This is a genomic window from Pseudoalteromonas espejiana DSM 9414 (assembly GCF_002221525.1).
Classification (GTDB): Bacteria; Pseudomonadota; Gammaproteobacteria; order Enterobacterales; family Alteromonadaceae; genus Pseudoalteromonas; species Pseudoalteromonas espejiana.
The window spans coordinates 610631-628350 of the sequence record NZ_CP011029.1; the positions used below are offsets into that span (position 1 = coordinate 610631).

17 protein-coding genes are annotated in these 17720 nt (G+C 38.9%); 5 read left to right on the forward strand and 12 right to left on the reverse strand.

Annotated features, from left to right (window positions below; translation table 11 throughout):
* Nucleotides 1-59: 59 nt before the first annotated feature.
* From betA to PESP_RS19625, 5 genes are all read right to left on the reverse strand, one after another.
* On the reverse strand, nt 60-1727 hold the full coding sequence (gene betA / locus PESP_RS19605; protein WP_089349685.1) for a choline dehydrogenase: 1668 nt from the start codon (nt 1725-1727) through the stop codon (nt 60-62).
* A gap of 10 nt (nt 1728-1737) precedes the next feature.
* On the reverse strand, nt 1738-3201 hold the full coding sequence (gene betB / locus PESP_RS19610) for a betaine-aldehyde dehydrogenase (protein ID WP_089349847.1): 1464 nt from the start codon (nt 3199-3201) through the stop codon (nt 1738-1740).
* A 1-nt stretch (nt 3202) separates the two neighbouring features.
* Nucleotides 3203-3778, reverse strand: a complete 576-nt coding sequence (gene betI / locus PESP_RS19615) for a transcriptional regulator BetI (RefSeq protein WP_089349846.1) — start codon at nt 3776-3778, stop codon at nt 3203-3205.
* Between the two features lie 550 nt (nt 3779-4328).
* Nucleotides 4329-4643, reverse strand: coding sequence for a hypothetical protein (locus tag PESP_RS19620; RefSeq protein ID WP_089349686.1), 315 nt, complete (start codon nt 4641-4643; stop codon nt 4329-4331).
* The gene (locus PESP_RS19625) at nt 4643-4900 is read right to left on the reverse strand and encodes a DUF3081 domain-containing protein (RefSeq protein WP_089349687.1); all 258 of its coding nucleotides are present in this window, start codon (nt 4898-4900) and stop codon (nt 4643-4645) included. Before PESP_RS19625 ends, PESP_RS19620 begins: the two co-directional genes overlap by 1 nt.
* A gap of 146 nt (nt 4901-5046) precedes the next feature.
* Between PESP_RS19625 and PESP_RS19630 the strand changes: the two genes are divergently transcribed.
* Nucleotides 5047-6327, forward strand: a complete 1281-nt coding sequence (locus PESP_RS19630; RefSeq protein WP_089349688.1) for a flavohemoglobin expression-modulating QEGLA motif protein — start codon at nt 5047-5049, stop codon at nt 6325-6327.
* 160 nt (nt 6328-6487) lie between these two features.
* On the opposite strand, the gene PESP_RS19635 is transcribed toward PESP_RS19630, so the two are convergent.
* The 6 genes from PESP_RS19635 to PESP_RS19660 form a co-directional block, all read right to left on the reverse strand.
* Nucleotides 6488-7711, reverse strand: coding sequence for a type III PLP-dependent enzyme (locus PESP_RS19635; RefSeq protein WP_089349689.1), 1224 nt, complete (start codon nt 7709-7711; stop codon nt 6488-6490).
* A 303-nt stretch (nt 7712-8014) separates the two neighbouring features.
* On the reverse strand, nt 8015-8824 hold the full coding sequence (locus PESP_RS19640) for a transporter substrate-binding domain-containing protein (RefSeq protein ID WP_089349690.1): 810 nt from the start codon (nt 8822-8824) through the stop codon (nt 8015-8017).
* A 96-nt stretch (nt 8825-8920) separates the two neighbouring features.
* The gene (locus PESP_RS19645) at nt 8921-9724 is read right to left on the reverse strand and encodes a DUF1338 domain-containing protein (RefSeq protein WP_089349691.1); all 804 of its coding nucleotides are present in this window, start codon (nt 9722-9724) and stop codon (nt 8921-8923) included.
* 21 nt (nt 9725-9745) lie between these two features.
* Nucleotides 9746-11212: a succinylglutamate-semialdehyde dehydrogenase gene (gene astD, locus PESP_RS19650; RefSeq protein WP_089349692.1), complete on the reverse strand. Its 1467-nt coding sequence runs from the start codon at nt 11210-11212 to the stop codon at nt 9746-9748.
* 7 nt (nt 11213-11219) lie between these two features.
* A complete protein-coding gene (gene astA / locus PESP_RS19655) occupies nt 11220-12254 on the reverse strand; it encodes an arginine N-succinyltransferase (RefSeq protein ID WP_089349693.1) in 1035 nt (344 codons plus the stop codon).
* A 45-nt stretch (nt 12255-12299) separates the two neighbouring features.
* The gene (locus PESP_RS19660) at nt 12300-13505 is read right to left on the reverse strand and encodes an aspartate aminotransferase family protein (RefSeq protein ID WP_089349694.1); all 1206 of its coding nucleotides are present in this window, start codon (nt 13503-13505) and stop codon (nt 12300-12302) included.
* A gap of 182 nt (nt 13506-13687) precedes the next feature.
* On the opposite strand from PESP_RS19660, the gene PESP_RS19665 reads away from it, so the two are divergent.
* The 3 genes from PESP_RS19665 (at nt 13688) to PESP_RS19675 (ending at nt 16044) form a co-directional block, all read left to right on the forward strand.
* The gene (locus tag PESP_RS19665) at nt 13688-14116 is read left to right on the forward strand and encodes an Lrp/AsnC family transcriptional regulator (RefSeq protein WP_058550238.1); all 429 of its coding nucleotides are present in this window, start codon (nt 13688-13690) and stop codon (nt 14114-14116) included.
* 298 nt (nt 14117-14414) lie between these two features.
* Nucleotides 14415-14786, forward strand: coding sequence for a hypothetical protein (locus tag PESP_RS19670; RefSeq protein WP_164504455.1), 372 nt, complete (start codon nt 14415-14417; stop codon nt 14784-14786).
* 91 nt (nt 14787-14877) lie between these two features.
* Nucleotides 14878-16044: a cellulose-binding family II protein gene (locus PESP_RS19675; protein ID WP_089349696.1), complete on the forward strand. Its 1167-nt coding sequence runs from the start codon at nt 14878-14880 to the stop codon at nt 16042-16044.
* A 48-nt stretch (nt 16045-16092) separates the two neighbouring features.
* Here the strand turns inward: PESP_RS19675 and PESP_RS19680 are convergent, their stop codons facing one another.
* Nucleotides 16093-17031, reverse strand: coding sequence for a hypothetical protein (locus PESP_RS19680; protein WP_089349697.1), 939 nt, complete (start codon nt 17029-17031; stop codon nt 16093-16095).
* Between the two features lie 381 nt (nt 17032-17412).
* On the opposite strand from PESP_RS19680, the gene PESP_RS19685 reads away from it, so the two are divergent.
* Nucleotides 17413-17715: an isoamylase early set domain-containing protein gene (locus PESP_RS19685; RefSeq protein WP_089349848.1), complete on the forward strand. Its 303-nt coding sequence runs from the start codon at nt 17413-17415 to the stop codon at nt 17713-17715.
* Nucleotides 17716-17720 lie beyond the last annotated feature (5 nt).

A 17720-nucleotide genomic window follows, 5' to 3' on the forward strand; every position in this document is an offset into this window, starting at 1 on the left:
GCCGTGAGCCACTGCAAGGTGAACGTGCCTTACATAATGCAAAGCACGTTATGGCTTAATTAAATCTCGCTATTACGTTGCGTTGTTTGCCAGTTATCGCTCATTGCAACTTTTACAGATGCCTGCGGTAACGGTGTTTTACCTAAAATTAAATCAGCTGCTTTTTCGGCCACCATGATAGTTGGCGCATTTAAGTTACCGTTAGGTACCGTAGGGAAAATAGACGAGTCAACAACGTGTAAGCCTTCAATACCATGTACTTGCGTATTTGAATTAACCACTGCCATTTCATCTTCACCCATTTTGCACGAACAAGAAGGGTGATAAGCGCTTTCTACTGCTTGGCGTACAAAGGCGTCTATCTCTTCGTCGGTTTGAATATGTTTACCTGGTTGAATTTCTTCATCACGGTAGTCATCAAAGGCACTTTGTTCAATAATGTCTCGGGTTAAACGCACACACGCTCTAAAGCCTTCAATGTCGTCTTTATGCTGTAAGTAATTAAACAATATTTGTGGCGGTTGCTCAGGGTTAGCTGATTGGATAGTGACACTACCACGGCTTTTTGGTTTGTTATGACCTACATGCACCTGAAAACCATGTCCTGCAAATGCACTGCGGCCATCGTAGCGCATTGCTGCTGGTAAAAAGTGATATTGAATATCTGGCCATTCAACTTCAGGCTTTGAACGAATAAATGCACACGACTCAAAGTGATTAGTTGCACCTAAACCTTTGCGAGTAAGTAGCCATTTAGCGCCAATTAAGCCTTTAGAAATAAGCCCTAATTTGCCGTTTAAAGTAATTGGCTGCTTACACTTGTACTGAAAGTAAAATTCAAGGTGATCTTGTAAGTTTTGACCTACACCCGGTAAGTGGTGTTTAACTTCAACGCCTGCTTTTTCTAGTATGTCTTTATCGCCAATACCAGAGAGCTGCAAAATATGCGGAGAGCCAATTGGGCCTGCACTTAAAACAACCTCTTTTGCAGCGTGGGCAGTTTTAACTGCTCCATTTACTTTATACTCGATACCAGTGGCTTTTTTACCTTCCAAAATTACTTTTTGTGCAAGTGCACCGGTAACTACGGTTAAATTACTACGTGATTTAACCGGGTCTAAATATTCACGAGAAGCAGAGCTGCGCACACCGTCTTTCACGGTCATGTGCATAGGGCCAAAGCCTTCTTGCTGGGCGCTATTATAATCTGCTGTATTGGCATAACCTGCCTCTACACCGGCTTTTATAAACGTAGTGTAAAGTGGATTTTGCATTTCGTTACCGTTATTAACGCCAAGTGGGCCGTTGCCGCCACGGTACTGATTTTCTCCAAGGTAAAAGCTTTCTGCCTTTTGAAAATACGGTAAACACGATTGGTAATCCCAACCATTAGCACCGTGCTGTTGCCACTCATCAAAATCTTTTGCGTGGCCGCGTACGTACACCATGCCATTAATCGATGACGAGCCACCAAGTACTTTACCGCGAGGGCAGTGCATTTCTCGGTTATCTAAGTACGGCTCTGGCTGAGTGTGAAACTGCCAAGCGTACTTATCAGTATTCATTGGTATAGAAAGCGCCGTTGGCATTTTAATAAAAATACTTTTATCACTGCCGCCAGTTTCAAGTAATAGTACTTTGTTGCTTGAATCTTCAGATAAGCGATTTGCTAACACACAACCTGCTGAGCCTGCGCCAACAATAATGTAATCATAAGAGTTACTCATAGTTACCACCTTAAAACGGGCTTTCTATGTCGGCCATGCCCACATAAATAGACTTAGTTTGCGTGTAATGATCTAGTGTTTCGATACCGTTTTCACGGCCAATACCCGATTGCTTATAACCACCTACAGGCATTTCAGCTGGTGAGTTACCATAAGCATTAATCCAACAGATACCCGCTTCTAATTGGTGAATAACACGGTGTGCGCGTTTAATATCGCTGGTAAATACGCCAGCGGCTAAGCCTAAGTGAGTACCATTGGCACGTGCAATAACATCGTCTTCGTCTTCAAAAACAAGTACGCTCATTACTGGGCCAAATATTTCTTCTTTCACTATGGTCATATCATCGTTGCAATCAATAAACACAGTAGGTGCAACAAAGTAACCATTAGGCGCTGATTCAGGTGAAAGCGTAGTACCGCCAGTCAATAGTGTTGCACCTTGGTCTTTACCGCTTTGTATATAGCTCATTACTAATTCTTGATGCTTTTTAGAGATTAGTGCACCAAAGTTAGTATTTAAATCTTGTGGGTCGCCAGCAATAATGTTTTGCTCAGTACGTGTTTTAAGCTCATCAATAAACTGCTGATATACATTTTTATGAACGTAAATACGTGTACAGTTAGTACAAATTTCGCCTTGGGTATAAAAATTACCCAACATTGCTGCACTTACTGCTTGTTCTATATTTGCATCATCAAATACAACTAGCGGTGATTTACCACCCAGTTCCATTGTTACGTCTTTTAATGTACCGGCAGCGCTTGCTACTACTTTTTTACCTGTGCCTACTTCGCCAGTAAATGATACTTTGTCAATCTCACTGTGCGAGGTTAGCCACTGGCCTACGTCACCTGCACCTTGTACTACGTTAAATACGCCAGCAGGTACACCTGCTTCTACAAAAATTTCGGCAAGCTTAATTGCACCAAGTGGTGTTTCTTCAGATGGTTTAAAAATAAATGCATTACCTGCTGCAAGTGCAGGGCCTGATTTCCAACATGCAATTTGTAGCGGGTAATTCCATGCGCCAATACCAGCACAAACCCCTAATGGCTCTTTACGTGTGTAGTAAAAGTCTTCGCCTACCATTTGCTGTTGGCCAACTTGTGCAGGAGCAAGACCCGCAAAGTATTCAATTACATCTGCGCCGGTTTCAATATCAACGCAGTTTGCTTCTTGCATTGGTTTACCAGTATCAAGCACTTCAACTAGCGCAAGCTCATCGTTGCGTTCGCGTAACAACGAAACGGCTTTTAATAAAATACGGCTTCGCTCAATAGGGGCCATTTTTGACCACTGTGCAAAGCCTTGCTTTGCACTTTCAATGGCTGCGTTTTGAATAAATTCGTCGGCAATTTCTACCGAGTAAATAACTTCATCTGTTGCTGGGTTTTTTACATCAAAAGTTTTACCACTTTGGTTTGCAAGGAAGTGGCCATTAATAAAGTTTTGATAGACAGGTGTAGTCACGCTAGGCTCCATATTGCTTGATGAGTGAATGTACGTAGTTTTTAGCTAACGCTTCACTGTGTTTAAATTGGGTTTCGTCTGATTTACTCAGTACTGCTCTTAACCATAGGCCATCGATCATCGCGGCGCTAAGTTCTGCAGCTTGTTTTGCTTGCTTTACAGGCATTAGTTGCTTAAAAGAAAATGCTAAATTACTTTGCAAGCGATTGCTGTTTACATTTTGAAGCCTATGCAACTCTTTATCGTGCATAGACTGCGCCCAAAAACTCAACCATGTACGGGTTGTGTCATTGCGCTGTTGAACAAGTGCAAAGTTAGCCTCAACAATAAACATTAAGCGCTCAATAGCGCTGGTGGTTGGGTCAACTTTTTCAATTAATTCTTTTTTAAGGTTAGATAATAAATACCTAACTGTTGCCTCTATTAATCCCTGTTTGCCACCAAAGTAATGGCTAATAATGCCTGATGATAAACCGGCACTTTTACTAATCGTATTAATAGTTGTTCCTTGTAAACCACGCAGTGCAACCGACTCTATGGTCGCGTCAATTAGCTGCTGACGCCTGACAGGTTCCATTCCAACTTTAGGCATAAATTTTTATTAATTGAACGTTCAATAAAGATAAGCTTAATGTAATAGCTCTAACAATTCAAGGCTCAAGTAAACAACCAGATACCAAGATGTAGATGGATTATTAACAAAAACAGGCCAATATAGAGTAGTAATATATACAATTGGGTTTGTATAAAAGTAATAATATACAGTGAGTTACAACTATTTTTTATAAAATGATAATTAGTAACGTTTTGTTTACAGGGCATCGTTAATAAAAAAGATAAAAAATCGTTAGAATGGTAATAGTTAGAGTACTAAGGGTATTTTGAATATACGATAGCTTTATATTTACGCGTTTAATTAGTGTACTAATTAAAGCTTTATGAAAGATTCATACAGCATACTGATGCTAAAATTTAGAAGGCAAGGGAGTAATTTTACAAAGGTACTGGTGAAAGAAATGATCATAGGTAGCTAGCCGCTACACTCTATACCAACTAAACATGGGGTAAGTCATGTAATGAATGGCTACAACCTATGCGAGATAGAATAGGGCTTTGACTTATAAACGTTAGTGTTTATCAAAGGTCGTAACCACGCCTTTAAATAGAAGAGGGTAGCGCCTGAGGCGATTACCTATATAATCATCAGCCAAAATTTGTTGGCAAATAAAATCAACTTCGTTACTTGCTTCAAATACCCAATCAAAGCGCTCTATAGCAAGTAAAAACCCGCGTTTTAAATGAGTTTGGGCACGGTATTCATTTAAGTTGTTACGAATAATTGCCAGTTTTTCTGGATTAGCTTTAAGCTCGTTAATAACACTCGTTATAAACGAGGTTGTTTGCTTATTAGTAGTGCGTTTACGAAGGCGTCTTGGCTGCATTATTCCTCATTAGCAATGTTGTATAGTTTTTTTAAAAAGTCGTCTTTATGCTTGTCGTGCTCGTAATCTAAGTGGTAAGCGTTGTGAAAACCAAAGCGCAGTAAAACGCCGCTACCCTCTAGGTAAATAGTGTAACCATCTATATCTGAATAGGCGGTAACCCCTTCATAATGCTTACCTATATCATTTTGTTTACCGCGTTGTTGAATGCGTTCATACACAGAAAGAATTTGTTTGTTGTCGAGTTCGTTTTTCATAATTGACCCTTAACTATTTAAACCTATTACGTTTTATATATGAGGGTCGATCACCGTAAAAACAATGCCTAAAAAGCGTTAAAATACGCTTGCTATTAATTGGTTTTACCTTATGCTCAAGCCTCATTTTTTGTTGAGCTTACACCATGATAGACAAGGCTTTACTCCTTAAAACCCGCGAATTATCTGATCGATTAATAGCGTTACAAACGCCGATTAGAATACTCGATGCAATTAACTGGGATAAACAAATAAAAGAAGAGTTTTTTAGACAAAAATGTCAAAAAAACCCTTTAATTGATCGTGCTTATTACCAGCAACGCGATTTAGGGTTTGTACCTAGTGAATTACGCCAAGCGTTTTCTATACTTAATAGAAACATTATAAATCAGCTAGGGCAGTTAAATCCTATTTCGCAATATATGGGTAAAATGTGTAGCGAATATAAAACGGTTCTAAGTATGCTGGAGTACAGGGGCACACCTGAATTTCATGATTTATCTGTAGAGCTATTTGGTCATCCAAAAGATTTATTTCATGCAGGTGAGCCTTCACTGTTTGAACTTGCAAACATGCTAGAAAAGCCTCTGCAAAATTTGTTAATTGCCGATATTTTACCTGATGACCCTAAAAATATTGATGCGGTTGATGCGGTACGTATTTTGTCTGATCAAGTTAATAGTAGTATGGCGGGGATTAATGTAGAAGTAATGCTAAGCGATGGCATAGTAAGTGATGCGGCGGCCGGTGCTAACAATATTAAGCTAAACCAAGATGTTAAGTTTTCTCAGCGTGAGCTTGATATATTAGAAGTACACGAAGGGTGGATACACGTTGGGACAACGCAAAACGGGCTAGCTCAGCCTTATTTAACCTGTTTAAGTAAAGGTACGCCAAGTTCAACGGTAACCCAAGAAGGATTAGCTGTTTTAACCGAAATAATTACCCTCAAATCAACGCCTAGGCGCTTATCAAAATTAGTGAACCGTATTCAAGCGGTTACTAAAGTAATTGATGGGGCTGAGTTTGTAGACATTTATAGAGATTATGTGGCGCAAGGGCTTTCTAAAGATGACAGCTATACATTAGCGCAACGAGTATTCAGAGGCAGTACAGCAACGGGATTACCATTTACAAAAGATATTGCCTACATTAAAGGCTTTGTTTTGGTGTATAACTTAATTCGTGTAGCTATTCAGCTAGGGCGTATTGATCAGCTGCCATTATTATTAGTAGGAAAAATCTCAATTGATGATTTTAGACTTATATCGCAACTGCATGACTTAGGTGTAATTGAGAGCCCTAAATTTGTGCCGCCACATTTTAAAGATTTGCGCGGTTTAGCAACATGGCTCAGCTTTGGGCGTTTTATAGGTGATTTGTCGTTTGAGCAGTTAGAAAACGACTACAAGCCGTTATTTTTATAAAAGGAGCGTTAGCTCCTTTTTATTGCCTCAGCGGTAGAGCTACATTTATATCGATTGCAGAAAAGATAAAAAACGCAGTTGGAATGAGCAACTGCGTTGAAGTGTATAGGTACAAGCCAGCGTACCTATAGCGAGGAACACATTTTATTAGCTAAAACTACTAACCAGTTAATACTTGGCTGTGTACTTGCTCATTTAAAACAATAACTTCAGCACGTTTAAAAAAGTTAAAATCGGTAGCTGTAGCCAGTGTGTATGCGCCCATCATACGGCTAATAATTAAATCACCGTTGTTTAATTTTGGTAACATAATCGACTCACTCACTACATCTATACTGTCGCATGTAGGGCCTGCAAGCACAGACTCAAATCGCTCACCTTCTTGTTTAGCACTATCGATAGGGTAGGCCGCTTCATCAAACATTAAACCGCTGAAAGAGCCGTAAATACCATCATCTAAGTAGTACCACGTTTTGCCTTCACGCTGCGCTTGGCCCATAACTGAGGCTACGCTTGTTACGCTGCTTGCTACAATAAAACGACCCGGCTCTGCAATAATCTGCATTGTTTCAGGTAATTGCGCTAAAGCTTGGTTTATTGGAGCACAAAATACGTCAATTGGCAGTACATCCGCGCTGTATGGCACAGGAAAACCACCCCCAATATCAAGTGTACTAAGTGCTGGTAAGCCAAGTTCACTTACTTTGGCAATTACTTTTGCAGATGCATTTATTGCTTCAACGTATTTAGTTGGGTTTGGAGATTGCGAGCCCACATGAAACGATAACCCTTTTATACGAATACCGAGTTGCTGTGCGTAGCTAATAATGTCAATTGCTACCTCTGGGCTGCAGCCAAACTTTTTAGATAAATCTGCAAAGGCATCTTTATTACGAAAGCTTAAGCGCACTAAAATTTCGGCTTGGTCTTTGTAGGCAATAAACTTTTCAAGCTCGTTAATGTTATCTACTACATACACAGTGCAGCCATACGCTAGTGCATCGCGAATATCACTATCGCGCTTAATTGGGTGCGTGTGAATAGTACGCTCACTTGGCACGCCTTGGCTTGCCACTAAATCAACTTCACCACTTGTGGCTAAATCAAAGCTTGCGCCTTCTTCAAGTAAGGTGCGTACCACAGCGGCTAAAGGCAGTGGTTTTAATGCAAAGTGCAAAACAACGCCAGGTAGTGCATTTTTAAGCGCGTGGTATTGGCGACGAATAGCTTCGCAGTCAAGCACCATAAGCGGCGCGCCAAATTGCGCTGCAAGTTGTTCAATGTGCGTGTTGGTCGGTTGTACATAATCAAATGCTTGATTTGCAGCAACCGCTGCTGCAGGTACTTTAGTTACGGTGTCTTTTAGTTGAGTTGATAAAGCCATTATATTTTCCGAGTCAATTAAGCAACCGCTCGGGTTATGGTTTATCCACGAGTCGGTTGAGTGAGATCAATAGTGCTTGCGCACAGTCAAATTCACTCTTGGATAGTTGCTCTATCGCCTTGCTACAAACAGGGTTTGTAATGTACTCGGATTGGCTATCATCAAGAAGCGGCGAGATAATAATGTAGGTTTTTATTCAGCGCAATAAAAATTTTAAATAAATTTAAAATAGTTTATTTGTTATAAAAATCATATGTTTATGTAGATTTGTGGTGTTTATCTTGACGATTAAAATTACTAATCTTAAGGTGTTGTATTAAACTCTTTTTTATAAGCTAATAACATTTCGCTGGTAGTTTCAGCGCTATAAGTCTGCTTTAAGTTTTTTTGAAAGTAACTATATAAGGAAGGTGTTTTCATTAAGCGGTTGATAGCTTGAATTGCTTTATCGCCAACCGTTGATTTACTGCATGCAAAAAAACCATTAATAAATGCTGGATATTCTGCAATTTCACGACTTTCTAGCTGTTTAAATTGCTCACTCGTTAACGCTTCTCGAACATTTATCTCGTAATCTACAATCATATCAATTCTGTTATGTGTGATTAGGTTAGGTAGTTGCGAGCTGGTGTCTTCGCTGCTAATGGCTGCAATTTGATCTCTATAATTACTAAAAATAGGTTCTAACGTTTGATAACTAGTACCAGAGTCAACGCCTAAGGTGAAATCTTTCTTGAGTAAGCTATCAACAGACACCCGCAAAGGGAGGTCTTTAAAAGTTTGCTTTAATGCAAATAACTTTCTTTGTTCATATACAGAGGTTGGCACATCTGAAAATAAGATATGTTTTTCACGCTCAGCTGTTTTTATAATATTGTAGCTACAGACAGCTTCGTTAGTAGCGAGGCGTTTAATTAAGCGAGCTTGGTTTGTCCATTGTAATTTTGTAGCAAATGAGCGACTAAGTAAGCGAGTAAAGGCTCTATCTGAGTTTAAAAAGTCATCAGTAGCCCCATTGGCTCGAGAAAGCAATGTAAGCGGTTCATTTGCAAGGCTTAGTGGTGTAAAAACTAATACAAGCAATAAAGAAAGGTGTTTAATTAAAGTAGTCATTAAAGACTAGTGTAAATGTTCTAAATATTTTTGTCACAAAAAAAAGCCCAAATGGGCTTTTTTTAGGTCGAAACATTATTAATCCAAGCTGAATATTTAACGCGCGTTGGTGCTTTCAAATATTTTATCAGCTGAAGCTGCAACAAAACCGGTGTAAAGCTCGCCATCGGCTTTAGGGTATCTAATTGCAAATTCATAAAAACAACTAGGGATACGCAGCTCGCCATCGCTAAAGTTAACGGCGTAATCATCAGCAAGCGTTGATGATTGTTCTAGTAACACCTCAGGTGAGCCTTTTACTTCGCCGCCTGATGTATTAAGCGCAAAGCCTGCGTCTTTAAGCGCTTGGTTAACATCGTGAATGTTATCAAACTTGGCAAGCGTATTAATATTTACAGTAAAGTGATTGGCACGATAGCCCCAAGCCGACATCCACGCCGCATATTCGCTTTCAGCTAATAATTGCTTGTAGGTTTCACCGCTTACTTGCCAATGTGTACCAGAATATAAAAAGTTTTCAGCGGTTACTGCGCTTTCATCGATTTGATTTACCATATCGGTAACAATAGCTTGCAACTCTGGTGAGCACTTTTCTACTAATAACTCAGAGATGAATACTTTTGGTTGATTTGGATCGCTGTGCTCGTAGTGTTTAGCGTATAGCTTTTTAGCTTCAAAGTGGTATTCGCCACACTCTGTGTAACCTAGCGCTAAAAAGTGTGCTGCTAGTTTTTCAAGGCCTACTTTTTCTATATTAAACGTACGTAGCGCAATATGATCGTTAATTATGTCGTCTTTTTGGGTTGAACCTAAAAGGTCATGAATTTTATCTGCCGATGGCGTAACGGCTAAATAGTTATCCCATAGGTTTTCAAATAATGTATTTACGTTGGTATGCATGTTAAATCCTTAAAATGGGTATTATTCTATTACTAAACCAGGTGCTAAAGTTTGCGGTAAATTCACTTTGTCTGATTCAACCGACGCAACAGGGTAAGCGCAGTAATCGGCCGCATAATAAGCGCTAGCACGGTGATTACCACTTGCACCAATACCACCAAACGGCGCAGCACTAGAGGCACCCGTAATAGGGCGGTTCCAATTTACAATACCAGCACGAATACGCTTTAAAAAGTGGCTGTAATCATCTTCTTTATCGCTAAGTAAGCCTGCTGATAGACCAAAGCTGGTGTTATTAGCTTCTGCTATTGCACTGTCAAAGTTGTTGTAGCGGTAAACTTTTATAAGCGGGCCAAAGTGTTCTTCATCTGGCATGTTAGCTATGTGTGTAACATCAATAATACCTGGGCTTACAAAGCCTGTGCCTGCTTTTAGCTGCTTAAGCTCAACGAGTATTTTGCCGCCGCTTTCAACTAATTCATTTTGCGCAGCAACCATACCAAGGGCTGCTCTTTCGCTTATCATTGCACCCATAAATGGCTGGTCAGTTGCAAAACTGTCGTCAACAACAATATTTTTAGTCGCGCTAATTAGTTTTTCTAAAATGGCATCGCCATTGGTTGAATTCTCAATAAACACGCGGCGTGCACAAGTACAGCGCTGGCCAGAAGTAATAAAGCCAGATTGAATAATATCGTGCACTGCAGCGCTTACATCGGCTACATCTTTAACTATTAATGGGTTATTCCCGCCCATTTCAAGCGCTAATATTTTACCTGGGTGGCCGGCAAACTGCTTATGTAATAAATGGCCAGTGTTTGAGCTGCCGGTAAAAAATAAGCCGTCTATGTCTTTATGTGAAGCAAGTGCTTTACCTGTTTCTACTTCACCTTGCACTAGGTTAATGACGCCCGCTGGTAAGCCTGCTTTTAACCAAAGTGATAAAGTAAACTCGGCAACGTGAGGTGTAAGCTCAGATGGTTTAAATACCACGGTGTTGCCCGCTAAAATAGCAGGTACTATGTGGCCGTTTGGTAAATGCCCTGGGAAGTTGTAAGGGCCAAATATAGCAACAACGCCGTGTGGTTTATGGCGTATAAATGCTTTAGCACCTGGCATTGGGTTTTCTGTTGTACCGGTGCGCTCATTATAGGCTTTGATAGAAATGGCTACTTTACCAGTCATAGCGCCTACTTCTGTGCGTGTTTCCCAAAGAGGCTTGCCAGTTTCACGCGCTATAATGGCTGCAAATTCTTCTGTGTGCTCTTTTAATTGCGCTACAAAGTTTTCAAGTATGGTAATACGCGACTCAATTGGCGTATCTGCCCACTGCACTTGTGCTGCTCTAGCTGCATTAATTGCAGAATCTACTTGCTCGGCATTTGCGCCATTGCCTTGCCACACAATTTCGCCGTTACTTGGGTTAACAGAGTTAAAAGCGGGGCCTTGGCCTGTATGCCATTGGTTATTTATAAGGTGTGTGTTCATATTTGTTTTACAGGCGGAAAAAACGCGCTGCATCTCCTTGGGATAAATTAAGGGCATCAGCCACTTCTTGGCTTATTACTAATGTATGTTTTGCATGATTGTAGTGAGCGTGCTGGGTAAAGGTAGCTCTAAACCCACTTACACCTTGATTGCAAACGGCAAGTGTATCTGAGCTGTGCTGGCTAATATGTTCCAGCTCGCCAATCGTAATAGGGCATACTTGAGACTCACGAATACTGCGAATATTACCAAGTTTTGCTTCTACCGTTGGGCCTGCATCAAACAAATCTACGTAGCCCCGATGCTCAAAACCTTCTTTTTCAAGTAGTTTGAGCGCAGGCTTTGTTTTGTCATGTACATGGCCTATTACTGCTTGGGCTTTTTTACTTAATAAGTTTACGTAAATAGGGTATTTAGGCATTAACTCACTAATAAACACTTTATCGCCAAGCCCAACTAAGTGATCGGCCTGAGGAAACTCAATACTAAAAAAGTGCTCTTGCAACCACTGCCAAAACGGTGAATGGCCATCTTCGTCACTTACGCCGCGCATTTCAGCAATCACGGTATCGGCAAAACGTTCGCTGTGCTGCGCCATAAATAAAAAGCGTGAGCGTGATAAAAAGCGGCCGGTTAAACCTTTGCGGCTGTTTTCGCGCAAAAACAAAGTACATATTTCAGAACATCCGGTGTAATCGTTACACATGCTTAAAATATCAACGGTGTTATAAACATTAAGTGTAGGCGAGTGGTGTACTGTTTTACCTAAATGGTAATGATACAAAGGCACAGATAAACCAACAGCGGCTTCTATGGCGGTAGTACCAATGACTTCACCTGTTTCGCTATCTTCTAAAACAAATAAGTAGCTTTCATCGAGTGGCTGATTAATATTTTTAGCAAAGCTTTTTTCGGCGCGGTCTATTTTTTCTTTTAATTGCTCATCATCTACAGGCAGTGAGGTGAATCCATGGCCTGACTCGATTGCAATTTGCTTAAGTGCAGCAAAATCTGCAGTGGTAATAGGACGTAATACTTGCATTTATTACTTGCTCCAACAGCGCGCCCTAGGGCGCGCCTTCTTAAATTAGCCGTTTACTACGTCGCTTACTGCTTTTTCAAAGCGTGCAAGGCCCTCTTTAATATCTTCAAATGGAATAACTAAAGAAGGGGTAAAACGAATCACGTTCATGCCAGCCACTAAGTTCATTAAGCCATTGTTAGCACTGGCAACTAAAAAGTCGCGTGCGCGGCCTTCAAATTTTTCGTTTAATACAGCGCCAATAAGTAAACCTTTACCACGTACTTCACTAAATACGTTGTACTTTTCGTTAATAGCGTTTAAACCATCGCGGAATAACTGCTCGCGCTCTTTTACGCCATTTAATACATCAGGCGTATTTACTGTATCAAAGGCTGCTTCTGCTACAGCACATGCCAGTGGGTTACCACCGTAAGTAGAACCGTGCGTACCTACTTTTAAATGCTCTGCAATAGCTGTGCGGGTGATCATAGCACCAATAGGAAAACCACCACCAAGTGCTTTAGCGGTCGTTAAAATATCAGGCACTACGCCTAAGCCTTCGTATGCGTATAAATCGCCAGTGCGGCCAACACCGGTTTGTACTTCATCAAAAATAAGCAGTGCATTATGCTTAGTACATAACTCGCGCACCTTTTTAGCAAATTCATCTGTTGGTGAAATAATACCGCCTTCACCTTGCAGTGGCTCCATCATTACTGCACACGTTTTATCGCTAATAAGTGCTTCAAATGCTGCAATGTCGTTGTAATCACAATGCATAATGTCGCCAGGCTTAGGACCAAAGCCATCAGAGTAAGCAGCTTGTCCGCCCACGGTTACTGTAAAAAATGTACGGCCGTGAAAACCTTTATTAAAGGCAATAATTTGCGATTTTTCTTCGCCGTGTACATCTAAAGCAAAACGACGCGCTAGCTTGAGTGCTGCTTCGTTTGCTTCTGCGCCTGAGTTTGCAAAGTAAACTTTATCAGCGAATGTGGCTTCAACCATTTTTTGAGCTAAGCGAAGTGCAGGCTCGTTAGTCATTACATTTGATAAGTGCCAAATTTTTTCGCCTTGCTCTTTTAAAGCAGATACAAGCGCAGGGTGGCAGTGGCCTAAACAATTAACGGCAATACCACCAGCAAAATCAATAAACTCGTTATTATTTTGATCCCATACACGCGAGCCTTCGCCGCGAACCGGAATAACAGCCGACGGATTGTAGTTTGGCACCATTACATCGTTAAATAAGTCTCTTGTTACTTGCATTATGTACACCTAAAAATTGTGAATATTGAATAAAGATTAGCAAAATAAAAACGTTAGCGTTTTCTCGGCTAGATAATTTTTGTTATTGGTGGTTATTATCGAAGGTTATAGGTTAAATTTGCAGTGCTATTTTGTGAAAATTGATTACAATAAAAGTCAAAATAACGAAATTAATAAGCAATATGATAACTCCACAAGATGAAAAGCTACTTTCAATTTTAAAAACCAATGCGCGTGCAAGTATTTCGGATTTGGCGCGTATGCTTAATTTATCGCGCTCTACCGTCCAAAGCCGTATGTTAAAGCTTGAAGAAACCGGTGTTATAAAAGGCTATAGCGTAGACTACGGTGAAGACTATTTAAGCAGTATGGTATCGGCTCATGTATCTATAAAGGTGATGCAAAAACTCACCACTAAAACCAATTTAGAGCTTAAGCAAATTGATGCTATTTCACAGCTTTATGCAATAAGCGGTGAGTTTGACTTAATTGCTGTAGTGCAAGCACAAAACTTAGAAAAGTTAAGCCACCTGCTTGATGATATTGGTAATTTAGATGGTGTGGAGCGCACAACATCATCGGTTATTCTAGAAACAAAATTTAAACGCTAATATCGCTTTACCTTGTACAACAACAAATTTTGTTTATTGTTGAGGAGTTTTAAATATAGCTAAATTTGTACCCTAAACAACGTTTAAATTATTGTGTTTTTGCAATTGGATGGTAAAATTAAAAGCGTAAATATCATTTAAAATGAATGAACAACAAGGAATTAACAACTCTTTTACACGGATGTTTGTAAGTACCACTCATGTACCCACGTAAACACCCTCAATAAACTTTATGTTAGAAGCAAGACTCATAGCCTTGTTTTAAAATGGAAGTAGTTTTACTACAGCATTAAGGAAAATGATGAAAAAAATGATTATACTAATAGCATCAGTTATATCTATTGGCTATTACTTAAACGCAAAAGCAAGTCAGAGCTCATTCAAAAAAGAAACTGAAGTTAAAACGTTTAGCGATATATACTACAAAATTGAAACCTCCTCTGTAAGTATTGATGAAATTATAATTGGCGCTACTGAGTTTGCTTTAACAATGTGTGCTGACCGATCTTATCAAGAAGCTTTGGGTAACACGGTTCAAAGTTGTAATCATCATTTTAAAATGACAAAGGACAGATGTGCGAGTTATTTAATTAAAAACTCTCAACGTTTTTATAAAGATAAAACAAAAGTTACTTTATTAACAGAGCGGTTTATTAACTGTGTGAGTTAGTTTTTTGTGCTCCATAGTTATAATCAAACATGCTTTTTTTGCGCGCTTAACTATACTTACTTTAGTTTGTGCAATTATTTAGCAATGGACTATGCCTGTATATTTTTTATCGTTATTTTTAAATTTAGCCGAACCATTGCAGTTTGGCACAAATGCATCGCTTTCGACCCCAGATAACGCTGTAGACCAAGTACAATGTATCTTACACAATATGAATGCCCCTTTTGAATTACAAGCATTGCCTTGGCTTAGGGCTCGCAGAGAGGTCAAAGAAAAACGCCTTGATGGTTACTTTACTACGCATTTAACATCGGAAATGAGCCATTATGGTCAGTTATCGTCACCTATATTTTTAGAAAATTGGTATTGGTTTACGCACCCTAAAAGTATTAGTAAAGACCCATCAAAATTACGCTATGGTGTTGTACATGGGAGCTATCAAGCTAATTGGTTTAAAACGCAAAAAATTACCTCGTTGGTTGAGGTAAACTCATTACAAGAAATTGTAAATGTTTTGCACCACCATAGAGTTGATAAAGTTTTATTGGATTTAGATGACTTTAACTTAGCTGCTAATAACCTCAAAATAGACCCTAGTATTTATAAAAAAGCATTTTATCGTTATGTACCGCTTGGTTTATTTGCAGCAAATAAGTTAATTGACGCTCATCCTAAGTTTTTAGAACGGTTTGATGAGACTATACCGCAGTGCGCTCCAGATCCGTTTTCGTTGTCACATACTGAAAAAGAGCAAATACTAGCCAAGCTCTTTTCTGCTACTGAGCAGCTAATATCAGCGCCTTTAGTCGTTGAAGCTGTTAGACAAAGTAATAATAAAAAAATTGCCCAAGTGCAGATTTATAAGCAGGATAAAATTTGGATAGAAGAGGTTAAAAATAATAACCCAACTGCGGCCAATAAAATGCTAAAACAACCCGTGTCGCAGTATCTAAAAAGCTGGCAAATGCAATTTAATGGCGTAATTACAGAGGTAATAGTTGCAGACAAACAGGGCAAAAATGTAGCTATTAGTAAAATAACTAGCGATTATTATCAAGCAGATGAAACTAAGTTTAATCAAATATTTAATAAGCAATTAAACTATCATTTTGATTTTGTTGAGTATGATGCATCAACACATCATTTTCAGGTGCAAATGAGTGTACCAATAAAAAATAAAGCCGAGCACCATAGCGGTGTAATAATTTTAGGTGTTGATGTTGAAAAGGCACTTTTATCGTTAAACAAAAGCCTTTAGATAAATAAAATAAAGATATTTAACCAAAGGTTAATGTGAGCGGATTAATTAATTGTTTTTAGCAGAGGGTAAGTCAGTCACTTTTCTAATTATGTTTTTATCGGCTTCATCTAGTTTAATCACGTATGCATTGCCTCCGACTAACCCTTTAAACTCCTCATCAGTAAAAATGAGTGTATTATTGTCATAAAAGGTAATTGCCTCTTTTTGCGTTACAATTCCTAAATCTATACGCGACACATCACCTGAAAAAAACTTATCACCTTTAAAGTTTTCAAATAGCCAAATACTAGTAGAGTCTAATAAAACAAGCTTAGTTCTGTCTGGACTAAGTGCTGCCGAGGTGATCCAGCATAGCTTTTCAAGTGTTGTGCACGTTTTAAATGAATCAATAAGCTGCGCATCAAAATTAGCGGCATGGTCGCCCACCTTATAAACGTTTGTAATACCATCAAAAGGTTCTGTTCTGTTTTTAGTAAATAAATAAAGGTGACGATTATATTCAACAAACGCCTCTAAATCGAAGTTTCGCTTGTTGGGCTTTATAGGTGTCCCATCCATCTCAGGGTAGGTAAATTTTATAATTTCAGCTTCGGTGGTCTCTGTTTTTATATCTATTGGGTTTTCTATTTTGTAAATAGTAAGCCACTTTCTATCATTTTTATTATTACCAAAATCACCTAGAAAAAAATGACCAAATCTGTTTTGAGTCATGTCTTCCCAATCAATATTTTTAGCATTAGTTACTAATATTTCTTTTTCTATCGAGCCGTCTTCACTTAAACGGTAGAGTTTAGGGTCATCTCCACCATCGTTAATTGCCCATAAACGGTTATTTTTATCAAATTCTATACCTGATATTTCTTTAAGTTTAGGGTCTACAGATAATTGTTTTTTACTATAAAGTGTATACGCAGAAAGGCTTACAAAGGAGGCAACAATAATTAAAGCAATTGCCATAGTAAAGATAATGCTTTTTTTCAACATGAAATTTATGGTATTTCAGAGACTTTGGATGCTGTGTATTATTACTTAAGCATACTGATAACGAAAGAATTTTATAATTTAGTATGAACTTTATATAAAGTTTAAGATCTGAACTTAAACGCTTTTTAATAAAAAATGATTAAGTTGGTTTAATTATTGCTGATTAATAGCGAGTCATTAATATGCAGATAATATTTATATTTATCGCACTGGAAGTGTGCATACAAAAACTATTTTGCACTGTAATAATGCGTAAATAAAAATTTGTTTAACTAACAATGTGTTTAATGATTTTGAATGGATTCCACATCGCCTTTTAAAGTGTTGTATCGGCCCTGTGGCAAAGATTAAGTACCCTTTTTGGTTTAGTTGGAGCCTGCTATGTTGAATAAACGTTTTTTTAAAACAAAAGATGAAGCTGAAGTTACTTTCGAATTTACCCACCCAGATGCCGAGCAAGTTTGCTTATTAGGCGAGTTTACAGATTGGCAACCAGTGCAAATGAAACTTAATAAAAAGCAGGGCGTGTTTAAGTGTAAGCAACGTTTACCTGTTGATAAGCAGTTTCATTTTCGATATTTAATTAATGGTGAAACGTGGGATAACGATCATCAAGCTGATGGTTACCTCCCCAATACTTTTGGAACAGAAAATAGCATAGTAAACACTCAACGTATTAGTTAAGGCGA